Origin of the sequence: Paractinoplanes ovalisporus, assembly GCF_016834655.1 — a bacterium.
Lineage (GTDB): Bacteria > Actinomycetota > Actinomycetes > Mycobacteriales > Micromonosporaceae > Actinoplanes > Actinoplanes ovalisporus.
The window spans coordinates 85,106-109,490 of record NZ_JAENHP010000005.1 but is presented as its reverse complement, the minus strand read 5'-3'; the positions used below and the strand labels follow the sequence as shown (position 1 = coordinate 109,490).

The window sequence follows — 24,385 nt, the reverse complement described above, 5'->3', positions numbered from 1 at the left end:
CAGTCACAACATCCTCCTAAGTAGCCCTTTTGCAGCTACCTCGGAGCCACCCCCACATCCATGACGCTTCTATGGGGTCCAGACCGCGTTGTCGTGGGCGAACCAGATTTGACGAGGATCCATCCGCAACAGGCGGTCCAGCCAAGCGGGTTGGGTCCCGACGCCGGCGTGGTGACCCAGGGCATCGCTGGTGAAGAGATTGGCATTGTCGTGGCTCTGGCCGGCGACGATCACCACCCCGTCGTTGCGGCGGATCACCAGGGACTGGTGGCCCGCGGTGTGGCCCGGGGTCGGAAGGATGAAGACGCCGGGCGCTATCTCAGCCTCACCGTCCAGCTCTTCGATCCGCGCCCCCGGATGATCCACCAGCTCAGGAAAGGTGTGACTCTCCACCGCGCGGACCAGCTCCAGTTCAGCCCGCTGAGCAAACACCGGCCGCCCAGCCAAGCTCGGGTTCCCCCCACAGTGGTCAAAGTGCAGATGACAGTTCATAACCATACGAATGTCAGCAACATCAGCACCGGCAGCTTTCAATGCGGGTGCCAGGCCAAGACGCGTGGGTTGGTACCAGGCGTCTACTTCCTCGTTGCCACCCATGCCGGTGTCCACCAGGATCTGCCCAGCCCGAGGGTGGCCAACCAGGTAGCCAAAAGTGGGCTCCACACGCGGGGCGCCCGTCCCCGTTTCCTCGGCAGGCCGGACAAAGTAGCCATAGTTGACGCGCCGCACCGTAATGTCGTCCACAGCCTCAAGCTACTGGCCGCAGCCGATCAATTTTTCACCCGAAAACGAAACCCCGTACGTACGGGAACCGCTCTGGTTTTCCGGGGGCAAGGGGCGAAGCCCCCAAGCACCGACCAGCCCACGGGTTCACGGGTCGCGCAAGCACCGGAACGTGGGGTCTGGGGGCTCGGCCCCCAGGTAGTAAGCGGAATGAGCCCGTCTGCGCACTCCGCAGACAGGCTCAACCCGAATGTAGCCCCGAAGGGATTCGAACCCTCGCTACCGCCTTGAGAGGGCGGCGTCCTAGGCCGCTAGACGACGGGGCCAGGAACTTTCTCTTGCTTCCGCTTCCGCTTCAGCGACGGGCCGAACTCTATCAGAAGTCCAGCGCCGCCCCCTCCGTGGGAGTGGTAGCGCTGGGGTACCAGGACTCGAACCTAGACTAGCTGAACCAGAATCAGCCGGGCTGCCAATTACCCCATACCCCATTGGCGCGGTTTCCCGTGCCGAGAGAAAACCTTACCTGACGCTTCAGGGCCCACCAAATCGGGTTCCGTCATCGGAACTGGTCGGCGTGGTCGCGGGCCCACTGCTCGTACGTTTTCGCAGGTCGGCCCAGCAGTTCGGCGACGGTGGGCGTGGCCGCCTGGGGGTGTTGGAGAAGCGCGGCGGCGCCTTGCAGGTACCACTCGGCGTATTCACCCATGGCGGGCTGGAGCTGCCGGACGGCGTCGTCGTGGGTGAGTTCGATGTAGCGCAGTTCACGTCCGAGCGCCCGGCCGATGGCTTCGACCTTCTGGCGCCGGGTCAGTGATTCGGGGCCGGTGAGTTCGTACGACCGGCCTTCGTGCCCGTCGCCGAGGATGACGTGGGCGGCGACGGCGGCGATGTCTTCCTGGGCGATCGCGGCGTTGGCACTGTCGGCGTAGGCGTCGCGGATCTCGTCGCCGGCCCGGATCTGGTCGGCCCAGATGGTGGCGTTGGCCATGAACTCGCCCGGTTCGAGGTGGGTGTACGGCACGCCGGAGGCTTCCACGCCGTCTTCGATCGCTTGCCAGTGGTCGCCTTTGGCGCCGGCCAGGTCGACGATGCGACCGACTCCGGCCCGGGCGGCGGCGCGGCAGGTTTCGGCGACGGTCGGGATGTGCGGGGCGAGGTACATCACGTCGACGCCGTGGAGCCAGTCGAGTGAGGGCCGGCCCACGAAGCCGCGGACAACTTCGACGCCCTCGGGCAGGGCGGCGCGTGCCGGGTCGACGGTCAGGGCCCGTACGTCGTCGGCGCCCCGGGCCAGCAGTTCGTCAACGACCATGCGCCCGACGTTGCCAGTTGCGCCCGTTACCAGGATCTTCATTTCCGTACCCCCTAAGGAAACGACTTCCCGTAGGGTATACGGAATCATGGAGGAATTCAGCCCGCGGATCCTTCCGCTGCTCTGGCGCCGGCACGTCCCGGCCCGCAAGGCGGTCGGCCGCCCGCCCCGGCTCAGCGTCGACGTCGTGGTGACGACCGCGATCCGGGTCGCCGACGCCGAGGGTCTGGAGGCGGCGTCGATGGCGCGGGTCGCGGCCGAGCTGTCGGTGGCCACGATGAGCCTCTACACGTACGTGCCGTCCCGTCCCGAACTGGTCGATCTGATGGTCGACGAGGTGCTGTGGTCACGCGATCTGCGCAGCGACGACGGCTTCCGGCCGCGGATCGCGTACTTCGCCGAGCGCACCTTCGCGATGTACCGGGCGCATCCCTGGCTGGCCGAGGTCTCGCGGGTGCGGCCGCCGGTCGGCCCGGGCACGCTGGCCGAGACGGAGTTCCTGCTGGCGGCCGTGGCCACGCTGGGGCTGCCGCTGCGCGGGCTGAGCCCGGCCGCCACCGCCATCGCCTCGTGGGTGACCTCGGCCGCCCGGCACGAGGCGGAGAGCGCACTGCTGCGGCGCACCACCGGGCTCAGCACCGACGAGTGGTGGATGCAGCGCGGCGAGATGTGGGAGAGCTGGTTCGACGTCGAGAGCCACCCCACGATGACCTCGATCTGGAATGCCGGCGCGTTCGACCGGGGCGCCGACGAACAGGCCCAGGACGCGTACGAGTACGGCCTGGACCTGCTGTTACGCGGGATCGAAGAGCGTGGGACCGAAGGGTCAGTCGAGCGAGACGACCGGGTTCCGTAGCTCGCCGATGCCCTGGATGCTGACCGACACCGTGTCGCCGGGCGTGATCTGGGCGACCCCGGCCGGCGTGCCGGTCAGGATGATGTCGCCGGGCAGCAGCGTCATGACGTGCGACACGTACGACACCAGGGTCGGCACGTCGAAGACCATGTCCTTGGTGCGGCCCAGCTGCACCGTCTCGAGCGCCTCGGGGTTGCGCCCCACCTCGGCGCGGATCTCGAGGTCGCTCACGTCGAGGCCGGTGACGATCCACGGGCCGATCGGGCAGAACGAGTCGAAGCCCTTGGCCCGCGTCCACTGCGGGTCGCTGCGCTGCAGGTCACGAGCGGTCACATCGTTGCCGATGGTGTAGCCGAAGATCGCCTTCTCGGCGCCCGCGCGGTCGAGGCGGCGGGCCCCGGTGGCGCCGATCACCACCGCCAGTTCGCCCTCCTCCTCGACGCGCTGCGACTGCGGGGGCAGCCGGATCGCGTCGTTGGGCCCGATCACCGAGGTGGACGGCTTGATGAAGATCAGCGGCTCTTTCGGGACCTCGTTGCCGAACTCGGCGGCGTGGTCGGCGTAGTTGCGGCCGACACCGATGACCTTGCTGGAGAAGATCGGGGCGAGAAGGCGTACGTCGGCCAGGGCCCAGCGCTGACCGGTGAACCGGACCTCCTCGAACGGCAGCGAGCCGATCTCGGCGATGGTCAGGCCCGACGCGTCACCCTCGACGACGCCGAACGACACCCCTCCGGCATGAACAAAACGGGCGAATCGCACGGTTGATCCCCTCTACGGCTTGCGGTTCTTCACCGGAAATCTACGCCGAGCGCTCGCCGTTCATTCCGTTCACCGTCGTGCCCAGCCGCGGGAACGGGTCGAGCGAGAAGATGACCTCGACCGGGACCTCGAAATAGCGCGAGATCCGCAGGGCCAGGTGGAGGCTGGGGCTGAACTCGCCGCGTTCCAGGTAGCCCACCGTCTGATAGTGGACCCCCAGAGCGTCGGCCAGTTGCCGCCGCGACACTCCGCGCTCGGCCCGGAGCATCGCGATCCGGTTGTAGGTGACTTCGCTCATCGACTCTCTCTAACGACCCACCGTGGTCAGGGCCCGTTCCCGCCGGGCCGCCACCGCGGAACCCGACTCCCGTTGCGCCATCCGCCGCATCAGTATCGGCGCCACCAGCAGGCCGGCCACGGCCCAGGCGGCCAGCACCCCGAAGGTCTCGAAGTGACGCCAGGAGTCGCCCAACTCGACCGAGGCGAGGGCGTCGGGCAGGAACACCGACCGCATGCCCAACCCTAGCCAGTAGATCGGGAAGCCCTGCGCGACCGCCTGCAACCAGCCCGGCATGCCGGTGATGGGGTAGAAGATGCCGGAGATCGCGACCAGCCCGAAGATCGGCATCATGACGAAACCGAGGTTGCGCGGGTTCTCGATGGACGAGCCGACGGCGGCCCCGATCGGCATGGTGGCCACGACGGCCAGCGGGAGCAGCCAGATCAGCGTCAGGACGCCGCCGAGGTCGACTCTCAGGCCGTCGACCAGGAACGCCCCGGGAATCAGCACGATCAGCACCGAGAACAGCGTCATGCCGCCGACCGCGATCACCTTGCCGATCAGATAGCCGTTCATGCCGTGCGGTGTGGCCTTGGCCCGCAGCAGCGTGCCGTCCTCGCGCTCGACGACCAGGATCTGGGCGATGGTGAGCAGGCCGCCGAAGGCCAGCAGCATGCCCAGTGAACTGGGCAGGGTGGCCGCGCCGAGCGAGAAGTTTGTGCCCGGGACCGTGGCCTGGTTGGTGAAGAACACCGTGATGAGCAGGCCCACGGAGGGGAAGAAGTAGCCCCAGAGGTCCTGCCCGTTGGTCAGGGTCTGGCGCAGCTCGATGAGCCCGCGCGCGGCGCCCACCCGCAGCGTCTCGATCATCGCGCCCTCCCTTCCGAGTCGTGGACCAGCCGGATGTAGGTGTCTTCCAGGCTGTTACGGCGTACTTCCAGGTCTTCGACGGCGTCTCCGTGCTGCAACAGCAGTTCCCGTACGAAGGGGGTCGGGTTCGCCGCCGAGTGGACGAACCGTTGCCCGTCGCGGGTCCAGCGGATCTCGCTCTCGCCGGCCACCTGGCGGGACAGGTCGTCGGCCGAACCGTCGGCGATGATCCGACCGTCGTTGAGGATGAGGATGCGGTCGGCCAGCTTCTCGGCCTCGTCCAGATCGTGAGTGGTGAGCAGGATCGTGGTGTCGTCCACATCGGTCAGCCGGTGCACCAGGTCGTGGAACTCGCGCCGGGCCTCCGGGTCGAAGCCGACCGTCGGCTCGTCGAGGAAGAGCAGGTCGGGCCGGCCGACGATGCCGATCGCCACGTCGAGCCGGCGGCGTTGACCGCCGGAGAGCCGCGCGATGCGGGTGGACGCCAGGGCGGACAAGCCCACCACCTCGAGCAGGTCGCCGACCGGCCAGGGCCGCGATTTAAGATCGGTGGAGTAGCGCCGGTAGTAGGCCCCGAGGTGATCCAGCAGCTCCTGGACCCGCCACTTGCCGTGGTCGCGCCAGGACTGCAGCACCACGCCGACGCGGGCCCGCCAGGCCTCGCCGGCCCGGGCCGGATCGGTGTCGAGCACCGTCACCTCGCCCGAGGAGCGCATGCGGAAGCCCTCGAGGATCTCGATCGTTGTCGTCTTGCCCGCGCCGTTGGGCCCGAGCAGCGCGAGCACTTCCCCGCGGCGAGCGGCGAAACTCACACCGTGCAGGACATCCTTCGTCCCGTATCGCATCCGCAGATCGCGGACGTCGATGACCCGCTCGCCGGGCGGCACCTGCGTGCCGGCCGCGAGCGCCCCCGTCAGAGCCATTCCTCCCATGTCCAGCACGTTATCAAGTGTGTAGTAGGTGTACTACATTCCGAGGCACAGATTCGGTATCTGCAAGACGACAGACCGAATTGGACGCATATGCCGGAATCGAACGCGACGCCAAATGCATTCGCGCCTAACGGTGATCGTGTTGATCGCCTCGGCTGGATACGCTGATGCCATGGGGATCAAGCAGGTGAGGGCGCTCACCACGACGCTGCCCTCGGTCACCTGGATTCCCCTTGCCCGGGCGCACGCCGAGCGGGCCGACGAGATGACCGCCGGCCACCGTGCCCGCCGCGCCACCGGCGAGAAGCACGCCATCGAAGATTTTCTCTACGACTACTACGGCACCCGGCCGGCTGTGCTGCGCCGCTGGCACCCCGGGGTCGGTGCCGGGCTCTCCCCCGCGCCCGACGGCCTGGCCGAGCATTCGACGTGGAAGTTCTACATGACCTACCCCGACGGGGTGGTCACGCTCGACCAGGATGCCTATCTCCACGCCCGCGGCGAGAGCGTGCGTTACATCCACGGCCTGCTCACCGCGACGGCGTCCCGCCCGGTCTTCTCCGGCTGTTTCGGGCTGCACGAGTGGGCCATGGTCTATCGCGACCCCGACCACCGGCACCCGCTGCCGTTGCGCCTGGGCCTGGCCGAGACCGACCGGGTGGTCGAGCAGCACCCGATCCGCTGCACCCACTACGACGCGTTCCGGTTCTTCACCCCCGAGGCGGTCGGGCTCAACCGTCTGCAGCCCACCCGGGCCACCCAGGTCGACCTCGACCAGCCCGGCTGCCTGCACGCCGCGATGGACGTGCACAAGTGGGCGACCAAGCTGGGCGCCGCCGTGCCCGGCGCGCTGGCGCTCGACTGTTTCGCGCTGGCCTCCGACATCCGGCTGCTCGACATGCAGGCCAGCCCCTACGACCTGAGCTCCTACGGCCATCCCCCGGTCAAGATCGAAACCCCCGAGGGCAAGGCTGAGTACGTGGCCCGGCAGCGCGAGTTCGCCCGCCGGGCCGCCGCCCTGCGGGCCCGTCTGATCCGCGTCTGCGAAGAGCTGATGGGCCCCGAGGGCGCGGCCCGCAGCCGCGAGGCGGTCGCCCCCGCCAACCGCCGCTGACCGTCATGAGCCTGCTCGGCGATCTGATCCGGCTGTCACCGGAACTACGGGACGAGATCCGGTCCGACCCGGCCACCGCCTACGACCGGGTGACAACGTTCGACCAGCCGGAGCGGCTCGAACTCGACTGGGAGTGGAAGCTGTTCGGCCCCCTGTTCACCATCGCCGGCTTCCGGGTCAACCCGTTCCGGTCCGGCGTGTTGTTCCCCGACGAGCAGACCGCCTTCGGCGCCCACGGCGACGCCCGCTGCCTGGACCCAGCTCAGGTGGCGGAGGCAGCCACCCAACTCGAGCGGACACCATTCGCCGCGCTCGCCCCACACCTGCGCGACGCCTTGGTCGAGCGGGACACCCTGCGGGTCGACTACGACTACGACTACGAGTCACCGACCTACGGGCAGCCTCTGCCACCCGAGAGAATCGTGACGCCGACATTTCCCGACGAGCAGATCGAGTCATACCGAACCCGGCTGGCCGACCCATACGCCGACCTGACCACCTTCTACCGCACAGCCGCCCACCACGGCGAGTGCACCATCTTCTGGGCCGCCTGAGACCAAGCGGGGTTCCGCGGCACGAAGATCCAGGTTCGGGCCGCACCACACTCTCAGCAAACATCGGATGCTATTTCCCAACGATTGATGGCATGTCCTGAATCGTTAGGCGGCAGTAACCTCACGAGATGCCGTCACGATCACAGGCCGCGCTGGGACGAGCACTGAGCGAGGGGAAACCTCTCGCACTAGGAGAGAAAACCAACCCTGGTAGGCAGGTCGACCAACGGGACAGCAAGTTCTGGCGCGGCCGAACGGTGCCCGCCGCCGCGGTGGCCACCGCACTTCGCGCCGGACACGACGTGATGATCGATGGCGCCTACTTGATCGGGGATATAGACCTTTCGCGGGTACGCGCGGCAACTAAGATGCTGTCGATCACACGCTCGGTCATCAGCGGAAGGCTGCAGCTCGACGCCGCCACGATCGCTGACCTCGACCTCCACGACTCGACGCTGCTCCGAGGGCTCTCGGCGATCGGCATGAACTGCCGCGCCATCAACCTGCGCGGCGTCTTGGCGGAGGACGCCGTGCTGATGCGATATCTGTCCGTGAACGGTCCGATGGAGATGCACGACGCCGTTGTCCGCTCGACTCTGCCGGAAGCGCTGGACATTCGCGGCGCCAGCGTGCAGCGGAGTGTCCGAATGGATCGCGTCCAGGTCAACGGGGCCGTGCTGGCGAGTGGCATTGAAGTCAACGGATCACTGAATTTTGCGGGATCGAAATTGGTAGGCGCGCACTGGCCCGTCGGCACCAAGGACCCTTACGGTGAAGTACGGAATCGCGCCGGGTCGGATCGCGTGGCCCTGACCCTCGACGGCGCCAAAGTCCGCGGCGGGCTGGTACTGCAGAGTGAGGTCGACGGCGAGCGATTCCTTGCCCTCGGACTGGTACGCGCCGTTGGAGGGGCGTTTGACTCGGTGAACCTGGACGGCGGATCCTTCATCAATTATCGCGGCTACAGCATCTTGTTGGAACGCTGCACCGTCGCCGGTAATGTCGCGTTCCGCCGGCAGGCGCACTCTGCGGGGACGATTCGGCTGTTCGCGTGTACCATCGGCGACTCCTTGGAGATGGACAGCTCCACGCTCGAGGGGCCCGACGGCTTCTGCCTCACCGCTGAGCGAACCGAGATCAAAGGTCCGGTGCATCTCCGGAACGGCCTGTCCGCGCATGGCGCGGTCACGTTCATGGGTGCTCAGATCGGAGGTAGCGTCGACCTCGCAAACAGCCTGTTTCGGTGCGCCGACGTCGACGCTCGCGATTCCAGCTTCGGTGGGCGGCGCGCCGGCGACACGGCGATCTCATTCGAGAACGCGCGCATCGCGGGCAGCCTATTTATCGGCGGATCTTTCGCAGCCGAAGGGAACGTTGTCCTGCGCTTGGCAAACGTCGGCGGAAACTTCATCGTGTCCGGATCGGAGGAACGGAAGGTTTCGTTTTCCAACATCGGGCGATCAGCTCTCGACGCCTTCGGGCTCACCGTTGCACTCGCTATCGTGGTGCGGCACCTCGACGTCGTAGGTGTGATCAATCTTCGATCGGCGCGCTGCGCTGTACTCGAGGACGACTTGACGGCTTGGCCGGAAGCCAGAATCGGCGGCACCACCCTGCGGCGCAGGCTGACCGGGAAACCCAAATTCGTAGCCTCCGGCCTGGCTCTTGACGGCCTGACATATGACCGCCTGTTCAGTGATGATTTTGCTTGGCACCACCGGCGACGGCTGTTACGCGGCTCATTGGACCGCCGCACAGCACAGCCTTACCTGCACCTGGCTCGCCTGTACGCCCGCGAAGGCTTCCCACGCGACGCCAAGCGCGCACACATTGCCCGTCTGAACGCAACAACAACGGCGCGCAACCCGAGTCGATGGGTAGCTCGACCGCTTGTCGGATACGGTTACGCCCCGCTTCGCGGCTTGGTGGTTCTCATTCTCGCCGCGGTGCTCGGTGGTTTTTACTTCGCGCATGCGGCGCCCTCCGGCGCGATCAAACCGACTCGGCCGCCAAGCGGTCGGGCGGTTACCAGCAATTCCTGCAATGCTGACATCTACCCTTGCTTCAACCCGTACGTGTACAGCGTCGACTCACTGCTGCCGATCGTCGGCCTCAAACAACGAGACCACTGGGCGCCCGACTTCGAGACCTCACGTCTGACCGCGGCCGTGACCTGGGGGCTGAGCGCGCTCGGTTGGATCATCGGGCTGCTGGTGGTAGCCGGCTTCACCAGCCTGCTTCGTAAGGATTGAACGAAGTCAGCGGAGTGAGCGGTAGACCACGCCCTCCAGTGCGGGGTCGGCGTAGGCGCCGGAGTTGGTCACGTGGCCGTCGTACGGGCCGACCTTGGTGATCTCGGCGCCGGCGCGGAAGATCAGCTGCAAGCCGTGTTCGGGCTCCCAGTCGCAGTTGCACTCGACGGAGACGTAGACCGGGCCGTCGCGGATCACCGAGATCTCGTAGCCGGGGTGCACGTGGTCGAGCACCCGGTCGGGGCCGGCGATGTCGATGCGGAACTCGTCGTCGACCAGCTCGGTGATGTCGCGGTAGTACGCGTAGATGTGCGGGGTGGCCGCCTCCAGCGCGCCGCGGTCGAGGGCTAGGAACGTGCGGATCGCGGCGTGGAAGTCGTCGGCGCCGTCGTAGCCCTCGACCAGGAAACGGCACTCGCGGCCGCCCAGAACGGGCACGGGGACGGGTTCACTCTCGAACCAGCCGGCGTCGTCGTCCTCGACCACCGGGCCCAGACCGGGAATCTCCGTGACGGTCATGATGCGGCGGGGACGGTGAGGGCGGCGATCACCGCTCGGTGGTCGCTGCGCGGGACGTTGTGGACGCTGACCTCCCGTACGCCGATCCGCTCGTCCACCAGCACATGGTCGATCGTCACGGGCGGGATCGGGTTGCCGTCGTACGGGCCCCACGTGCCGATCAGCCCCTTGCCCGCGGTGTCGGCGGCGTCGCGGTAGCCGCTTGCGATCAGCTCGCGCAGCGGGGCGTGGTCGAGGGTCGCGTTGAAGTCGCCGAGCAGGATCCGCGGGGTGGCGCTGTCGTTCGCCCGCGGCTCGGCCAGCAGGTCTTCGCGCCACTGGCCCAGCACCGAACGGGCGTACGGGGCCAGGGGGTGCGCCGACTCGACGATGACCGGGCCGGCCTCGGGCACCTGCACGGTGCCGTACGCCTGCATGAAGCCCCCGCCGTTGCGCGTCGAGCCGGGCGAGGTGATCGGGTAGCGCGAGTAGAGCCCGGACCCCTCGGCGCCGGGCTTGTCGGCCAGTGACGAGTACGGCATCAGGCTGCCCAGACCGGCCTCGGCCAGCGCCTCCTTGCCCTCGGAGGTGAACTCCTGCACGGCCAGCACGGCGACGTCGTGGTCGCTGATCAGCTTGACCATGGCCGCCGCGTCGGCCTTGCCGAAGAGCATGTTCGAGGTCATCACGGTGATCCGCACGCCCTGCTGCGGGCCCTTGTCGCGGCTCGGGAGCGCGCGGGGCAGCACGGCCGAGGCCAACATGATCGCGACCACCACCGCGGCCGCGGCCACCGTCCACCGCCGGGTGACCAGGGCCAGGATCGCGGGCAGCCAGGCGGCGGCCGCGACATAGGGGGTGAAGGCGAACAACTGGACCACCGGGCCCCGTTCCCAGCCACCGAGGCGGATCACGGCCCAGATCGCGAACGGGAGGATGAACAGCCAGAACAGCACGGTCAGCGCGGCCTTTCGTCGTGGTCGGGAGCGACCGGGGCTCGGCGCGATGATCGTCATGGCGGCGAGGCTAACCACTCCACGCCAGACCAACTATGACGCGGCGGGAAGAGTGACCGTCGCAACGAGAGCACGATGGTCGGAGCCTGTGACGCTGTGCACAGACGATTCCCGTACGCCGATCCGCTCGTCGACCAGAACGTGGTCGAGTGTCACGGGCGGGATCGGCAGACCGTCGTACGGACCCCAGGTGCCGATCAGCCCCTTGCCGGTGGCCGCCGCCGCATCGCGGTAGCCGTGCGAGATGACCTCGCGCAGCGGGGCGTGGTCGAGCGTCGAGTTGAAGTCGCCCAGGATCAGCTTGGGCGGGCCCGCCTGGTCGGCCCGGGGCAGCGCGGCCAGGTCGGCCCGCCACGCCTCCTCGGCCGCCAGCGCGTAGGGCGCCAGCGGGTGGGCCGACTCGACGAAGACCGGGCCGGCCCCGGGCGGCTGGATCGTCGCGTACGCCTGCAGGTTGCCGTCCTGCAGCCCGCCCCCGTCGCCGCGCCGCGAGCCCTGGCCGGTCAGCGGGAAACGGGAGTAGAGACCCGAGCCGGTGGTGCCGATCTCGTCGGCCAGCGCGTGGTGGGGCAGCAGCGCGTCGATGCCGGCCGCGCTCAGCCCGGCCGCCGACTCGGGCGTGAACTCCTGCACCGCCAGCACCGCGACGTCGTGGTCGCGCACCAGCTTCACCACCGCCGCCGGGTCGGCCGCGCCGATGAACATGTTGACCGTCATGACGGTGATCGGGACGCCGGTCGACGGGCCCTTGTCCATGTCGGGGATCGTCCGGGGCAGCACGGCCGCCGCCAGCAGCACCGTGGCCAGCGCCGCCACCACCGCGGCCAGCCATTTGCGGGTCAGCAGGGCGATCGTCAGCGGCACCAGCGACCAGGCCGCCGCGTACGGGGTGAAGGCGACCAGCTGCACGAGGACGCCGTGCTCCCAGCCGAACAGCCGCACCACCGCCCAGGCCAGGGCCGGCAGGGCCAGCAGGATGAGCAGCGCGGTGCGCCTCACCCGCCGGCCCGGCCGGACCTCGGACGGTGTGGTGGTGATCGTCATGGCGGACAAGTTATCGGTCGAAGCTGGCCGTTCACTTGAAACGCCGCGTGATTCAGATCTCCGCGTCGACCACTTCGCCGATCTTCGCGGCCACCAGCTCATCCCGGATCACCGCCGCGTCGCCCTCCACGACCAGGGTCAGGGCGTGCGGGTGCAGGTGCCGGGCGGCGGCGTCGCTGACCTCGGCCAGGGACGTCTCCAGGTATTGCGAGCGCAACGTCGTGTAGTAGTCGTCGGGCAGGCCGTGCACGACCAGCGTGCTGAGCGCGCCCACGATCGAGCCCGGCGTCTGCATCTCGACCGAGAGCTGACCGGCCCGCCACGACCGGGCCACCGCCAGTTCGTCCTCGGTCACCCCGGTTTCCTGCGTACGCGCGATCTCGCCGATGGTGTCGACGATGGCGGGCGCGGTCACGGCCGTCTGCACACCCGCGGCCACCTCGAAGCGGCCGAACCGCCGGCTCATCGCATAGGAGCCGCGGATGCCGTACGAGTAGCCCTTGACCTCGCGGATCAGGTGGTTGAGCCGGGACGTGAACGCCCCGCCCAGCACCGTGGCGGCCAGCGTCATCGACACGTAGTCGGGCGTGGCCCGCTCGGGTGACCGGTGCCCGATGCGCAGCGTGGACTGCACCGAGCCGGGCCGGTCGACCAGCAGGATCCGGCGCTCGTCGCGCAGCGGCACACCCAGCGGCGGCTCGACGGCCAGCGGCTCGCCCGAGGTGCCCGCGAACGCCGCCTCGCCCAGCGCCTTGAGGTCGAGCGTGCTCAGGTCGCCCGCCACCAGCAGCACACCCGGGCGCCGCAGCCAGGCCCGGTGGAAGGCCAGCACGTCGTCGACGGTCACGGCGGCCACCGACGTGGGGTCGCCGTGCATCGGACGGCCGAAGCGCTCGGCCGCCCCGAACAGGTCGGCCCGCAGGGCGGCGTCGGCCCGCGGGCCGGGCTGGGCCCAGTCCATGCGGAGCGCGGTCACCTCGTCGTCGCGGACCCGGGTGACGTCGGCCACGTCGAGCCGCGGGGTGCGGACCGCCTCGGCCGCCAGCCGCACCGCGTCGAGCAGCTGCGGAACCGGCGCCGAGACGCCGGCCCGGAACGTGTCCCAGTCGACGCCCGGCGCCAGCTCGGCACCCAGGCTCTCCAGGGCCAGCGCGTACGCGGCCGAGTCGCGCTTCTCGGTGCCCTCCTCCAGCGACTTGGCCAGCACGGTGGCCGTGCCCTCGCGGCCGTCGGCCTCGCGGGCGGCCCCGGCGTCGAGCAGCAGCATCGCGCTGGCCAGGGCCTGGCCGGGCAGGTGGGCGCCGATGACGGTGCCGCCGGCGACGGTGACCCGTTGCAGGTCGGGGAACGTGTAGGGGCGGGCGTCGCCCGGGTCGGGGCGGGTGGCGATGAGGGTCATGCGTTGTCCCCGTTCTCAGGCAGGTACGTCAGGGTCACCCGGGACTCGGGCTTGAGCGCGTACTTGGCGGCGTCGGTGACGTCGTCGGCGGTGACCGCGAGCCACTGCGGCAGGCGGTACGCGGCGGCGCCCGGATCGCCGAACTGGGTGGTGTAGCGCGAGAGCGTGTCGGCCCGGCCGCCCACCGTGGACACCTGCCGCCACCACGCGGTGGTCAGCAGCGCCTTGGCCCGGGACAGCTCCTCCTCGGTCACCGGCTCGGTCACCAGGCTGCCGATCACCTCGGTCAGTCCCTCCTCGAGGGTCTCGACCGGCACGCCGTCCTTCGCGGTGGCGGTGATGATCAGCGGGGCCGGGGCGTGCGCCAGGTCGACCCCGTAGGAGCCGATGTAGTCGGGCTGGGCGATCCGGCTGCCGTCGGCCAGGCGCTGGTAGAGGCGGCTGCCCCGGCCGTTGCCGAGCACCGCGGCGAGCACGGTGATCGCGTCGTACCCGGCCGTGCCGAACGGGTGTGTGCGGTGCGACAGATAGATCCGGGGCGCCGGGACGGCCGCGGTGACGGTCTCCCGTACGGGCTGGGTGGCCGGACCGGGCAGGTGGCCGTGGGGCGCGGGCGGGATCGACGAGACCGGCTCGAGCAGGCCGAAGTATTTCTCGGCGAGCGCGAAGACCTCGGCCGGCGACGCGTCTCCGGCCACCGTGAGCACGGCGTTGTTGGGCGCGTAGTACTGCTGGTGGAACGCCTTGAACGTGTCGAGGGAGGCCGCGTTGAGGTCTTCCATCGAGCCGATGGTGGCGTGGTGGTAGGGGTGGCCCTCGGGATAGAGCAGGGCCAGCAGGCGCAGCCAGGCATCCCCGTACGGGACGTTCTCGTAGCGCTGGCGGCGCTCGTTCTTGACCACCTCGCGCTGGTTGTCCAGCGTCTCCTGGGTGAGCGCGGGCACCAGGCCGCCCATCCGGTCGGCCTCCAGCCACAGCGCGAGCTCCAGGTGCTCGGCCGGCATGGTCTCGAAGTAGTTGGTGCGGTCGGGGTTGGTGGTCGCGTTGAGGGAACCACCGTTTCCCTGTACGAGGCGCATGTGCTCGGTCTTCGCCACGTGCTGCGAGCCCTCGAACATCAGGTGCTCGAAGAGGTGCGCAAAACCGGTCTGGCCGGTGGGTTCGTGGCGCGACCCCACGTCGTACCAGAGGTTGACGCAGACCACCGGGGCGGTCCGGTCCTCGCTGACGACGACCCGAAGGCCGTTGTCGAGGCGCGTGGTTTCGATGGGCCACGGATAGCCGGTCACGACTGCCGGCGCGCTTGAGGTCACCCGTTCATAGTGCCCTGTCCGCGTGCCATGCTGGGCGGCGTGGTGGATGACGTCCGGGTCAATGACCGGCTGACTATTCCGGCGGCCGAGCTCGCCTGGCGTTTCTCACGCTCCAGCGGGCCCGGTGGCCAGGGTGTGAACACGACCGATTCCCGGGTCGAACTGTCGTGGGACCTGGGCGGGTCGGCGCTGCTGCCGCCGGTGCTCAAGGAGCGGGCGGCCGAGCGGCTGGGCCACCGGCTCGTGCAGGGCATTCTCACCGTCACGGCCTCGGAACACCGTTCCCAGCTGCGCAACCGGGAGGCCGCGGCGGCCCGCCTGGCCGGTCTCGTGGCCGGGGCCATCGCCGCGCCACCGCGCGTGCGGCGGGCCACCCGCCCCTCCAAGGGTTCGGTCGAGCGCCGCATCGCCGAGAAGAAGCGCCGCGGCGAGACCAAGAAGAACCGAAGGTCCTATCCTTCCGACTGATGACACTGGTGGTGATCCTGCACGGCCTGGCCGGCAGCGCGAACGAGATGGCCCCTCTCGCGGCCCGGCTGACCGAGGCCGGCTACCGGGTCGTCGTGCCCGACCAGCGCGGCCACGGTCACAGCCCGCGCCACCCCTCCGATGTGTCCCGTGCGGCCTATGTGGCCGATGTGCTGGCCCTGCTCGACGAGCCCGCCTTCCTGGTCGGTCAGTCGATGGGCGCGCACACCGCGATGCTGGCGGCGGCGCAGGAGCCTTCCCTCGTACGCGGTCTGGTGATGATCGAGGGCGGGGTCGGCGGCTCGACCGACGACTATCCCGAGCGGCTGCGCGCCTATTTCGCCTCGTGGCCGGTCCCGTTCGCCGACGAGGCCGCGGCCCGGGCCTTCCTCGGCGACCGCCCGATCACCGAGGCCTGGGTGGCCGACCTGGAACGCCGCCCCGACGGCCTGTGGCCACGTTTCGACCCCGACGTGATGAAGGCCGCCATCGCCGGTGTGGCCGCCACCGCCCGCTGGCGCGAGTGGCAGAGCCTGGCCGTCCCGGTGCTGCAGATCCTCGGCGAGCACGGCTCGATCCCGCCCGACGAGGTGGAGAAGATGGCCGCCGACCGCGTGGTCGTCCCCGGCGTGGGCCACGACGTGCACCTGGAAGCGCCCGACGTGACCGCCCGCCTGATCCTCGACTTCCTGGCCGGGCGCTGACTCAGCCGATTCCGTACGCCCGGAAGACAGTGACCTCGGTGTACGCGCCCCCGGCGACCGTGGCGCGGACCTTCAGGGCCACCGCACTGGTCGACGGGTTGGTGACGGTCGCGTACCAGGTGCCGCCGATCTTCTGGACCGGGACCGTGCGCCACGTCTGACCGCTGTCCGGCGACATCTGCGCGGTCATCCTGCTCAGCTTGGGGTCGGTGCCGCGCTTGGCGTCGGGGTTGGCCGCGGTCCGCAGCAGGTTGATCGCGACCTTGGTGGTGCTGCCGGCCTTGGCCCGGTTGACCAGGTTGAGCCCGGTCGGGCGAAGGTGCACGGAGTAGACCCCGGCCAGCGCGCTGGCCTTCGGCTTGGTCGAGAACCGGTAGGTCACCCGGCTGGTCGTGGACAGCATCCCGGACGGGAAGGTGATCTCCGGGTAGTAGCGGTCGCGGTGTTGGTCAGCGTGTACCAGCCGGCCTTCTTGACCGTGTACTCCAGATAGGTCGGTTCCGGCTCCCAGCCCTTGTCCTGCTTGCCGGCCACCGTCTTGCCGCCGAACTGCAGGGTGGCCAGCGCCTTGTCGCCGCCCTCGACCGAGCCGTCGCGGGGGAACCCGGGGTCGGCGAACATCTCGTTCAGGCCGAAGGAGATCCGCCCGTTGACCGTGACCGGCAGTTGCGCGCTGGGACCCCAGACCGAGTTGAAGAAGGTCACGCCGTACGACTTGCCGGCGCTGACCGTGCGCTTCGCGAAGTAGCTGCCGATGTTCCAGGTCTCACCGGTCTTCGTGGCGGCCGACGAGCTGACCCGGACGTCCCAGGTGCCGGGCGAGGCGAGCACCTTGGTGGCGGTCGGCCGGTCGGTGCCGCCCAGCCCGGCGTACAGGCTGTCGCCGCACCCGCTGGTGATCGCCTGCATCGCCAGGTCGGAATAGACCGAGCCGGACGGGCCGCGCTTCTGGACCACCCCGATGGTGGCCAGCTGGCTCCGGCTGAAGGTGCGGCCCAGACCGCCCGGCACGCCCGTGGTCTGGTGCAGCACCGCATAGCTGGTGGAGGTGCCGAGGTGGTCGCTCCACGAACCGAGCGCGGCGAAGCCGAGATACTTCGAGGCGAACGGGACGATGTACAGCAACGTGCCGGGGGACGCGGACGCGTCGACCCCTTCACTCGCGCTGGTCCGGGTGCAGACGCGCATCGTGATGGTGCGTTCGAGGCCGGTCGGGGCCGGGCTGATCGCGAGCCCGACGCCCTTGCCCTGACGGGCGTCGATCGTCAGCTTGGTCGAGCCGGAGACCTTCACCGCCTTGCCCGACAACGTGATCGTGTTGCCGGTGGTCACCGAGGTCAGGACGGCGTACGTGCCCTTGGGCAACTTCCGGGCGACGCCCGAGGTCGCCGAGTAGCTCGAGCTGCTCACCACGTCGACCAGCTTGATCCCCGCCTTGACCTTGACGCCGTTGCGGTTGATCACGGTGACGGTGAGCGTGTGGGTGGCGGCCACGGCGGCGCCGCCCATGCCCAGCAGCAGGGCCGGGACCACGGCGAGGGCCAGCAGACGGCCGAGGCGGGCGCGCTTGACGAAAGAGAGCATGACGATCCCTGCGGCGAAGGAGAGGGCGAGGAGCGAGATCATGCCATAGACGACGGTACGGTGTCGTCCCCTTCTCGACCGCCGCGGCGGTTAATCGGATGCCGGCCGTGGGCGGCGGGCCTAGCATCGGGTCATGAGCTTCAGGCCGCAGCGGACGACGACGCCGGGATGTCCCGGCGTGCGTTCGCGCTGACCTGATCCGCAGCGACAGACACGGCCCCGGGCGAGATGCCCGGGGCTTTTCTGTGCCCGGTGGTTCTCGCCCTTTTTCGACAGGGAGACCTCCGATGCACATCGACCACCGCAAGCTCGGGCGCGAGCTCGACCTCTTCGACTCCGACCCGCTGATCGGCGCGGGACTGCCGTTCTGGTTGCCCGGCGGCGCCGCGGCCCGCCACGCGGTCGAGTCCTATCTCCACGACCTGGAACGCCGGAACGGGTATCAGCATGTGTATTCGCCGGCGCTCGGCAAGCGGCAGCTCTTCGAGAAGTCGGGACACTGGCGCAACTTCGCCGACGACATGTTCCCGCCGATGCCGATGGGCGGCGACGAGCTCGTGCTGCGGCCCAGCCTGTGCCCGCACCACGCGCTGATCTACAAGTCCCGCGGGCGGTCCTACCGCGACCTGCCGTTGCGGATCGCCGAGCTCGGGCCGATGTACCGGGCCGAGCGCTCGGGTGTGGTCGGCGGGCTTTCCCGCGTACGGGCGATCCAGCTCAACGACGCGCATGTGTTCTGTGCCGAGTCGCAGGCCGCGGCGGAGGTCGCCGACGTGCTCCGGCTGATGCGGCAGGCTCATGCGGCGCTCGGGATCCAGCCGTCGTCGTTCCAGTTGTCGCTGCGCGGGGAGGGCAAGAAGTACGGCGGGGACGAGGCCGGCTGGGCGTCGGCTTCACGCCTGCTCCGGGTGGCCCTTGCCTCAGCCGGGATCGACCATGTCGAGGCCGAGGGCGAGGCTGCCTTCTACGGCCCGAAGATCGACGTGCAGGTGGCCGACTCCGCGGGCCGCGAGTGGAGCCTGGCCACCATCCAGATCGACTACCACCAGCCCGAGGCGTTCGACCTTTCGTACGCCGACGCGTCGGGCGGGCGGTCCCGGCCGGTGATGGTGCACCGCAGCCTGGCCGGATCGATGGAGCGGTTGTTCGGGCATCTGATCGAGGTGCACGACGGGGCGTTCCCGCTCTGGTACTCCCCCGTGCAGCTCGCCGTGCTGCCCGTCTCGGAGGACCAGAGCGACGCCGCGAACGCGCTCGTGCGGGCCGCCGTCGCCGCCGGGTTGCGGGCCGAGGCGTCGCACGACGGGTCGATCGGCGCGCGCATCCGGTCGGCGTCGGAGAGGCGGATCCCGTACGCGGGAATTGTCGGAAAGAAGGAGGCGCCGGACGGCCTGGTCGCCCTGCGGCATCGCGACGGCCGGCAGCTCCCCGCGATGCCGGTGGCGGCCGCGATCGAGATGATCAGCGGGGAGGCAAGGCCGGGAGCCTAGCGTCACATCCGAGGTCGGCCGGGCCGCACACCGTCGTGGTGGCGACCGGGCCGACCTCGCTTCAGTTCCTCGTCATTAGGCCAGACCGTAGGTGAGCGCGTCGACCAGCGCCACCCACGAGGCCTCGACGATGTTCTCGTGCACGCCGACCGTGGTCCAGTCGCGCTCGCCGTCGCCGGTCTCGAGCAGCACCCGGGTGATCGCGTTGGTGCCGTGGCTGCCCTCGAGGATGCGTACCTTGAAGTCGGTGAGCTCGAAGTTCTTCAGCTGCGGGTAGTACTGGGTCAGCGCCGCCCGCAGGGCCTCGTCGAGCGCGTTGACCGGGCCGTTGCCCTCGGCGGTGGCGATCACGCGCTCCCCCCGTACGCGAACCTTGACCGTCGCCTCGGACACCACGGAACCGTCCTCGCGGTGCTCGACCTGCACCCGGTACGACTCCAGGCTGAACGGGCGGGCCAGCTTGCCGTCCAGCAGCTCGTCGCGCACCAGCAGCTCGAACGACGCGTCGGCGGCCTCGAACGACCAGCCGCCCGCCTCCAGGTCCTTGACCCGCTGGGTGACCGTGCTGAGGGTGTCCGGATGGCCGGCCAGGTCGATCCCGAGCTCGCGGCTCTTGAGCTCGATGCTGGCCCGGCCGGCCATCTCGGTCACCAGGATCCGCATGTCGTTGCCCACAACCGACGGGTCCACGTGGTTGTAGAGCAGCGGATCCACCTTGATCGCGCTCGCGTGCAACCCCGCCTTGTGAGCGAAGGCAGCGGCCCCGACATAGGCCTGGTGGGTGTCGGGGGCGATGTTGGCGATCTCGGCGAGCGCGGACGAGACCCGCGTCGCCTTCTCCAGGCAGCCGTCCGGTAGGACCTGCAGCCCGAGCTTCAACTGGATGTTGCTGACCGTGGCGAACAGGTCGGCGTTACCCGGCCGCTCGCCGTATCCGTTCGCGGTGCACTGGAAGTGCTTCACGCCCGCCTCGACGGCGGCCACGGTGTTCGCCACCGCGCAGGACGTGTCGTTCTGGCAGTGGATGCCGAGAAGATCGGGAGTGACGCCCGTACGCTCGACGACCTCGGTGATCGCCTTGGTGATCATCGAGGGGAGCATGCCGCCGTTCGTGTCGCACATGATGACCCGCTCGGCGCCGGCATCGATGGCGGTGCGGACGACGCTCGCCGTGTACTCGGGGTCGTGGCGGAAGCCGTCGAAGAAGTGCTCGCAGTCCACGAACGCGCGGCGGCCGTTCGCGACCAGGTGCTGGACGGTGTCGCGGACCATGGCCAGGTTCTCGTCGCCGGTGGTGCGCAGCGCCCGCTCGACGTGCCGGATGTCGCTCTTGGCGACCACGCAGACGACCGGGGTCTCGGCGTCGAGAAGGGCCTTGACCTGCGGGTCGTTGGCGACATCGACGCCGGCCTTGCGGGTCGCGCCGAACGCCACCAGCACCGCGTTCTGCAGGTCGAGCTCGGTCTTGGCGCGTTGGAAGAACTCGGTGTCCTTGGGCATCGCGCCGGGCCAGCCGCCCTCGATGAAGCCCACGCCGAACTCGTCCAGCAGTTTCGCGACCGCCAGCTTGTCGGCGACCGAGTAGCTGATCCCCTCACGCTGCCCGCCGTCGCGCAACGTCGTGTCGAAGACCTGGTACTCCATGGCGCGTTCCCTTCAAGGATTCTTGGGGTGACCAACAAAAAGACCCCCCGCGGATGCGGGAGGTCTGCGCGTCGGCGAAGAAGTCAGCCGGCGCGCTAGGTGCGAATAATCAGCACGGAGTGGGTCACGTTGCGAAGCATGCCACGCCTTGGGGAAAGTGGAACCGGAAATCCACGGATTGGGACGCGATCGCTCGCCCGGGGGACACATCTACGTCACAGCGTCGTTCGATCGGGCGGGTTAGGTTGGGCTCGTGGCAGTCGAACAGTTCCCCCGCAACCTCGGCTTCTCGGCGACCTACAACTTCCGCGACGTCGGCGGTTACCGCGGCCTCGACGGGCGCACGGTCCGGTGGCGCCGGCTCTTCCGCTCCGACGCGCTGCATCGCCTCGGCGAGGACGACGCGGCCGCTTTCGAGGCTCTGGGCGTGCGCACGGTGATCGACCTGCGCCGCCCGTTCGAGATCGAGAAGTACGGCCGGGTCGCCGAGCGCTACGGGTTGGACTATCAGAACCTGGTGCTCCACCACGTCGACTGGGAGACCATCGACCACCCCGACGACGTGGTGCACGAGCGCTGGCTGGCCGACCGCTACCTGAACTTCGCCGAGGACGGGCGGTCGGCGATCCTGGCCTCGTTGCAGATCATCGCCGACCCCGCCCAGGCGCCGGTCATCGTGCACTGCATGGCGGGCAAGGACCGTACGGGAACGGTTTGCGCTCTGGCCTTGTCGCTGCTGGGCGTGTCCGACGAGGACATCGCGGCCGACTACGCCCTGACCACCGAGGCGATGCTGCCGCTGACCGACTATCTGCTCGAGAAGCACCCGTCGGCCGTGCTGGGCAAGCAGCACATGTGGGACTCACCGCCGGCGGCGATGCAGATGTTCCTGACCGATCTGCGCGCCCTGCACGGCTCGGTCGAGAACTACGTGGCCGAGATCGGCCTGACCGACCAGCAGGTGGCATCCATGCGGGCCCACCTGTTGGAGCAGCCTTAGCCGATCTGCTCGAGCAGGGTCCTCGCCTCGGCGTAAGCCCTGGTATAGCTCGCCGCGGTCGTGCCCTCCGTGTGGACCTCGCAATAGAACAACAGATCTTCGAGAGCCCAGGCGACCTCATAGTGTGCCGGTTCACCGGTCTGCGGGCTCTCCTCCATCGGGCGGCACGAGAGCCAGCCGGCCCGGCCGACCAACGGCAGAGGTTGCACGTTTCCCTTGCCGCTTGGCGGGCCGGAGCAGTCGTCCGGCCGCGGAACGGCGCCTTCCTTCCGCACCTCCAACTGCTCCGCCGTGGCAAGAAGATGGAACTCCACCCGGTACGACTCCCGTGCGGTCGCACAGATCGCCAGCACCGACGAACCGACCGGAGCTTTCGGCAGGGCGTACGGGTCGCAGCTGCCTCGGATACCGGCGGGGAGCAGGCTCAGCAGCTCGGGGTAGCGGCGCAGCGGGTCCGGGTCGCCGGGACGGAACACGACCAGCGCCAACACCACCGCGGCAAGCAGGGTCACCACGGTTGCGGCCCCGAGCACGAACCGTCGCGTCACCTTCGTCCGGCCCGGAGGCGTCGGGACTCCCTTGGCGGACTCACGTGCAGCCACCGGACGGAGGTGCGCCGGCCGGCGGGACACATAGATGTCACCGCGGACGCCGAACTCCGACTTGGTCGGGTTCTGATTCGGGTTCTCCACACGGACCCGGTCGTAGACGTAGTCGTAGAGTTCGGTCAGGCCGATCTTGCCGTCGCGGTCCTTGTCCGCTTCCCCGGTGCGGATGCCGTCGGCCACGGCCCGGGTGAAGATCGACGGTTGCGGCGCCGCGCCGTCGGCCAGGTCGGCCCCCTCGAAGGCGTACTCCATGGCCGTGGAGGCGGTGATGACCACCCGGCCCCGGCCCTCGTCGAGGTCGTCCTGGCGGAACTGGTCGTGCACGTTGACGTCCGAACCCGAGCGGTGGACGAGATGGTGTGCGAACGCTCCGCTGTAACAGCAGTCGAGCAGCAGCACCACGCGCTGGGCCCGGCTGTCCTGCATGAGCTGGCCGATCAACGCCGAGCTGACCGCCGTCGACTTCAGGCGGTCCGGCCGGGTGTTGGAGGCGGCCAGATACAACCGGCCGGAGTCGTCCTTGAGCCCGTGGCACGAGAAGTGCACCAGCACCAGATCGGTGCTGCGCCGCGCCGCCAGCACCGATTCGACGTGCTCGGCGATCTCAGACGCCGTCGGATTGTGCTGGACGTCGACCGTGAACCCGCCCAGTTGCTCATCGCCGAGCACGTCGGCGAGCGTCTGGGCGTCGGCCGCCGGGGACCTCAGTTTCCGCAGTTCCGAGTGGTCGTAGCGATCAACCGCCACGACCAGCGCATATCGGCCGTCGCCCATGCACCCAGCATCGGGCGGGGGCGGGCGGGAGCCGGTCGGGCATCCGTCAGATCATGGGCGGATGCCCGACGCGGGCCGTCAGAGGACGCGGTGGACCCAGCCGAACGGGTCTTCGGCGCGGCCCCGCTGGATGTCGACCAGCTGCTTGCGCAGGTCGTCGGTGATCTCGCCGGTGCCGCCGTCGGCGATCGTGAAGGCGCCGTCGGCCGACTTGACCGTGCCGATCGGGGTGATCACGGCCGCCGTGCCGCAGGCGAACGCCTCGCGGATCGCCCCCGAGGCCGCACCCGTGCGCAGCTCTTCCAGGCTGATCGCGCGCTCCTCGACCTTGCGGCCGGCCCGCTCGGCCAGCTTGATGACCGAGTCGCGGGTGATGCCGGGCAGGATCGTGCCGGTCAGCGGGGGCGTCACCAGGGTCCCGTCGTCGAGCACGACGAACACGTTCATGCCGCCGAGCTCGTCGATGTACTTCCGCTCGACCGCGTCGAGGTAGACGACCTGGTCGCAGCCGTTCTCGATGGCCTCGGCCTGCGCCGACAGGCCGGCCGCGTAGTTGCCGCCGCACTTCGCCGCGCCCGTGCCGCCGGGGGCCGCCCGCGTGTAGTCGGGGGTCACCCAGACCGACACCGGCTTGACGCCGCCCGAGAAGTAGGGCCCGACCGGGGACGCGATCACCAGGTAGAGGTATTCCATCGACGGGCGCACGCCCAGGAAGACCTCACTCGCGTACGCGAAAGGTCGCAGGTAGAGGCTGCCCTCGTCGCCCGGCGGGAGCCAGGAACGGTCGATCGAGATGATCTCGCGCAGCGACTGGAGGAACGTCTCCTCGGGCAGCGACGGCATCGCCATGCGCTGCGCCGACTGGGTGAAGCGGGCCGCGTTGGCGTCGGGGCGGAACATCGCGACACCGCCGTCGGGCAGCGTGTACGCCTTCAGGCCCTCGAAGATCTCTTGCGCATAGTGCAGGACGGCGGACGCCGGGTCCATCGGGATCGGGGCCCGCGCCTCGACGCGCGGCTCATACCAGCCTTTGCCGTCGGCGTAACGGATCGTGACCATGTGGTCGGTGAAGATGCGGCCGAAGCCGGGGTTGGCGAGGAGCGCGGCGCGCTCGGCATCTGCCACGGGTGCCGGGTTCGGACGGATCTCGAACTCGAGGTTGTCACCACCGCTCATGACAAGTGGACC

The 24,385-nt window shown here is 69.3% G+C and carries 24 protein-coding genes and 2 tRNA genes; 8 read left to right on the top strand and 18 right to left on the bottom strand.

Annotated elements, in window-relative coordinates:
• Positions 1-69: 69 nt before the first annotated feature.
• From JIG36_RS18365 to JIG36_RS18350, 4 genes are all read right to left on the bottom strand, one after another.
• Positions 70-744, bottom strand: a complete 675-nt coding sequence (locus JIG36_RS18365) for an MBL fold metallo-hydrolase (protein WP_203377555.1) — start codon at positions 742-744, stop codon at positions 70-72.
• Positions 745-976: 232 nt separating this feature from the next.
• Positions 977-1,049, bottom strand: a tRNA-Glu gene (locus JIG36_RS18360).
• A 90-nt stretch (positions 1,050-1,139) separates the two neighbouring features.
• Positions 1,140-1,211, bottom strand: a tRNA-Gln gene (locus tag JIG36_RS18355).
• A gap of 68 nt (positions 1,212-1,279) precedes the next feature.
• Positions 1,280-2,077 carry an NAD(P)H-binding protein gene (locus tag JIG36_RS18350; RefSeq protein ID WP_203377554.1) on the bottom strand — a complete coding sequence of 266 codons (798 nt, stop codon included), beginning with the start codon at positions 2,075-2,077 and terminating at the stop codon, positions 1,280-1,282.
• 46 nt (positions 2,078-2,123) lie between these two features.
• Here JIG36_RS18350 and JIG36_RS18345 point away from each other — a divergent pair, with 46 nt between their 5' ends.
• The gene (locus JIG36_RS18345) at positions 2,124-2,891 is read left to right on the top strand and encodes a TetR/AcrR family transcriptional regulator (RefSeq protein ID WP_203377553.1); all 768 of its coding nucleotides are present in this window, start codon (positions 2,124-2,126) and stop codon (positions 2,889-2,891) included.
• On the opposite strand, the gene JIG36_RS18340 is transcribed toward JIG36_RS18345, so the two are convergent.
• From JIG36_RS18340 to JIG36_RS18325, 4 genes are read right to left on the bottom strand one after another with little or no spacing between them, the layout of a single operon-like run.
• Positions 2,862-3,653, bottom strand: a complete 792-nt coding sequence (locus JIG36_RS18340) for a fumarylacetoacetate hydrolase family protein (RefSeq protein WP_203377552.1) — start codon at positions 3,651-3,653, stop codon at positions 2,862-2,864. The genes JIG36_RS18345 and JIG36_RS18340 overlap by 30 nt on opposite strands.
• Positions 3,654-3,693: 40 nt before the next feature.
• Positions 3,694-3,951 (bottom strand): helix-turn-helix transcriptional regulator, encoded by a 258-nt coding sequence (locus JIG36_RS18335; RefSeq protein ID WP_203377551.1) that lies wholly within the window; start codon positions 3,949-3,951, stop codon positions 3,694-3,696.
• Positions 3,952-3,960: 9 nt separating this feature from the next.
• Positions 3,961-4,803 carry an ABC transporter permease gene (locus JIG36_RS18330; protein WP_203377550.1) on the bottom strand — a complete coding sequence of 281 codons (843 nt, stop codon included), beginning with the start codon at positions 4,801-4,803 and terminating at the stop codon, positions 3,961-3,963.
• Entirely contained in the window at positions 4,800-5,726 is a 927-nt protein-coding gene (locus tag JIG36_RS18325; RefSeq protein ID WP_236047641.1) for an ABC transporter ATP-binding protein, read from the bottom strand. The genes JIG36_RS18330 and JIG36_RS18325 overlap by 4 nt, the downstream gene beginning before the upstream one ends.
• A gap of 181 nt (positions 5,727-5,907) precedes the next feature.
• Between JIG36_RS18325 and JIG36_RS18320 the strand changes: the two genes are divergently transcribed.
• From JIG36_RS18320 to JIG36_RS18310, 3 genes are all read left to right on the top strand, one after another.
• Positions 5,908-6,849, top strand: a complete 942-nt coding sequence (locus JIG36_RS18320) for a 3-methyladenine DNA glycosylase (protein ID WP_203377548.1) — start codon at positions 5,908-5,910, stop codon at positions 6,847-6,849.
• A 5-nt stretch (positions 6,850-6,854) separates the two neighbouring features.
• The gene (locus JIG36_RS18315) at positions 6,855-7,403 is read left to right on the top strand and encodes a DUF1877 family protein (protein ID WP_203377547.1); all 549 of its coding nucleotides are present in this window, start codon (positions 6,855-6,857) and stop codon (positions 7,401-7,403) included.
• Positions 7,404-7,531: 128 nt separating this feature from the next.
• A complete protein-coding gene (locus JIG36_RS18310) occupies positions 7,532-9,655 on the top strand; it encodes a hypothetical protein (RefSeq protein ID WP_203377546.1) in 2,124 nt (707 codons plus the stop codon).
• Positions 9,656-9,661: 6 nt separating this feature from the next.
• Here the strand turns inward: JIG36_RS18310 and JIG36_RS18305 are convergent, their stop codons facing one another.
• Genes JIG36_RS18305 through JIG36_RS18285 form a run of 5 tightly spaced genes read right to left on the bottom strand, consistent with a single transcriptional unit; the run spans position 9,662 to position 14,925 of the window.
• Positions 9,662-10,174 (bottom strand): DUF6985 domain-containing protein, encoded by a 513-nt coding sequence (locus JIG36_RS18305; protein ID WP_203377545.1) that lies wholly within the window; start codon positions 10,172-10,174, stop codon positions 9,662-9,664.
• Positions 10,171-11,160: an endonuclease/exonuclease/phosphatase family protein gene (locus tag JIG36_RS18300; RefSeq protein ID WP_203377852.1), complete on the bottom strand. Its 990-nt coding sequence runs from the start codon at positions 11,158-11,160 to the stop codon at positions 10,171-10,173. Before JIG36_RS18300 ends, JIG36_RS18305 begins: the two co-directional genes overlap by 4 nt.
• Positions 11,161-11,202: 42 nt before the next feature.
• Positions 11,203-12,213, bottom strand: a complete 1,011-nt coding sequence (locus JIG36_RS18295; RefSeq protein ID WP_203377544.1) for an endonuclease/exonuclease/phosphatase family protein — start codon at positions 12,211-12,213, stop codon at positions 11,203-11,205.
• 52 nt (positions 12,214-12,265) lie between these two features.
• Positions 12,266-13,612 (bottom strand): M16 family metallopeptidase, encoded by a 1,347-nt coding sequence (locus JIG36_RS18290; protein ID WP_203377543.1) that lies wholly within the window; start codon positions 13,610-13,612, stop codon positions 12,266-12,268.
• Entirely contained in the window at positions 13,609-14,925 is a 1,317-nt protein-coding gene (locus JIG36_RS18285; protein ID WP_438870737.1) for a M16 family metallopeptidase, read from the bottom strand. Before JIG36_RS18285 ends, JIG36_RS18290 begins: the two co-directional genes overlap by 4 nt.
• A 39-nt stretch (positions 14,926-14,964) precedes the next feature.
• Here JIG36_RS18285 and arfB point away from each other — a divergent pair, with 39 nt between their 5' ends.
• Positions 14,965-15,393 carry an alternative ribosome rescue aminoacyl-tRNA hydrolase ArfB gene (gene arfB / locus JIG36_RS18280; RefSeq protein ID WP_203377542.1) on the top strand — a complete coding sequence of 143 codons (429 nt, stop codon included), beginning with the start codon at positions 14,965-14,967 and terminating at the stop codon, positions 15,391-15,393.
• The gene (locus JIG36_RS18275) at positions 15,393-16,097 is read left to right on the top strand and encodes an alpha/beta fold hydrolase (protein WP_203377541.1); all 705 of its coding nucleotides are present in this window, start codon (positions 15,393-15,395) and stop codon (positions 16,095-16,097) included. The genes arfB and JIG36_RS18275 overlap by 1 nt, the downstream gene beginning before the upstream one ends.
• A gap of 1 nt (position 16,098) precedes the next feature.
• On the opposite strand, the gene JIG36_RS18270 is transcribed toward JIG36_RS18275, so the two are convergent.
• Both JIG36_RS18270 and JIG36_RS18265 read right to left on the bottom strand, forming a co-directional pair.
• The gene (locus tag JIG36_RS18270; protein ID WP_203377540.1) at positions 16,099-16,500 is read right to left on the bottom strand and encodes a hypothetical protein; all 402 of its coding nucleotides are present in this window, start codon (positions 16,498-16,500) and stop codon (positions 16,099-16,101) included.
• Positions 16,476-17,723 (bottom strand): hypothetical protein, encoded by a 1,248-nt coding sequence (locus JIG36_RS18265; protein ID WP_203377539.1) that lies wholly within the window; start codon positions 17,721-17,723, stop codon positions 16,476-16,478. The genes JIG36_RS18270 and JIG36_RS18265 overlap by 25 nt, the downstream gene beginning before the upstream one ends.
• Before the next feature lie 245 nt (positions 17,724-17,968).
• Here JIG36_RS18265 and thrS point away from each other — a divergent pair, with 245 nt between their 5' ends.
• Positions 17,969-19,171 carry a threonine--tRNA ligase gene (gene thrS, locus JIG36_RS18260; protein ID WP_203377538.1) on the top strand — a complete coding sequence of 401 codons (1,203 nt, stop codon included), beginning with the start codon at positions 17,969-17,971 and terminating at the stop codon, positions 19,169-19,171.
• Between the two features lie 75 nt (positions 19,172-19,246).
• Here the strand turns inward: thrS and cimA are convergent, their stop codons facing one another.
• On the bottom strand, positions 19,247-20,815 hold the full coding sequence (gene cimA, locus JIG36_RS18255; protein ID WP_203377537.1) for a citramalate synthase: 1,569 nt from the start codon (positions 20,813-20,815) through the stop codon (positions 19,247-19,249).
• Between the two features lie 253 nt (positions 20,816-21,068).
• Here cimA and JIG36_RS18250 point away from each other — a divergent pair, with 253 nt between their 5' ends.
• Positions 21,069-21,815: a tyrosine-protein phosphatase gene (locus tag JIG36_RS18250; protein WP_203377536.1), complete on the top strand. Its 747-nt coding sequence runs from the start codon at positions 21,069-21,071 to the stop codon at positions 21,813-21,815.
• Here JIG36_RS18250 and JIG36_RS18245 read toward each other — a convergent pair.
• Complete coding sequence (locus tag JIG36_RS18245; RefSeq protein ID WP_203377535.1) at positions 21,812-23,197, bottom strand: caspase family protein; 1,386 nt, start codon at positions 23,195-23,197, stop codon at positions 21,812-21,814. The genes JIG36_RS18250 and JIG36_RS18245 overlap by 4 nt on opposite strands.
• 78 nt (positions 23,198-23,275) lie before the next feature.
• Entirely contained in the window at positions 23,276-24,373 is a 1,098-nt protein-coding gene (locus tag JIG36_RS18240) for a branched-chain amino acid aminotransferase (protein ID WP_203377534.1), read from the bottom strand.
• Between the last annotated feature and the right edge of the window lie 12 nt (positions 24,374-24,385).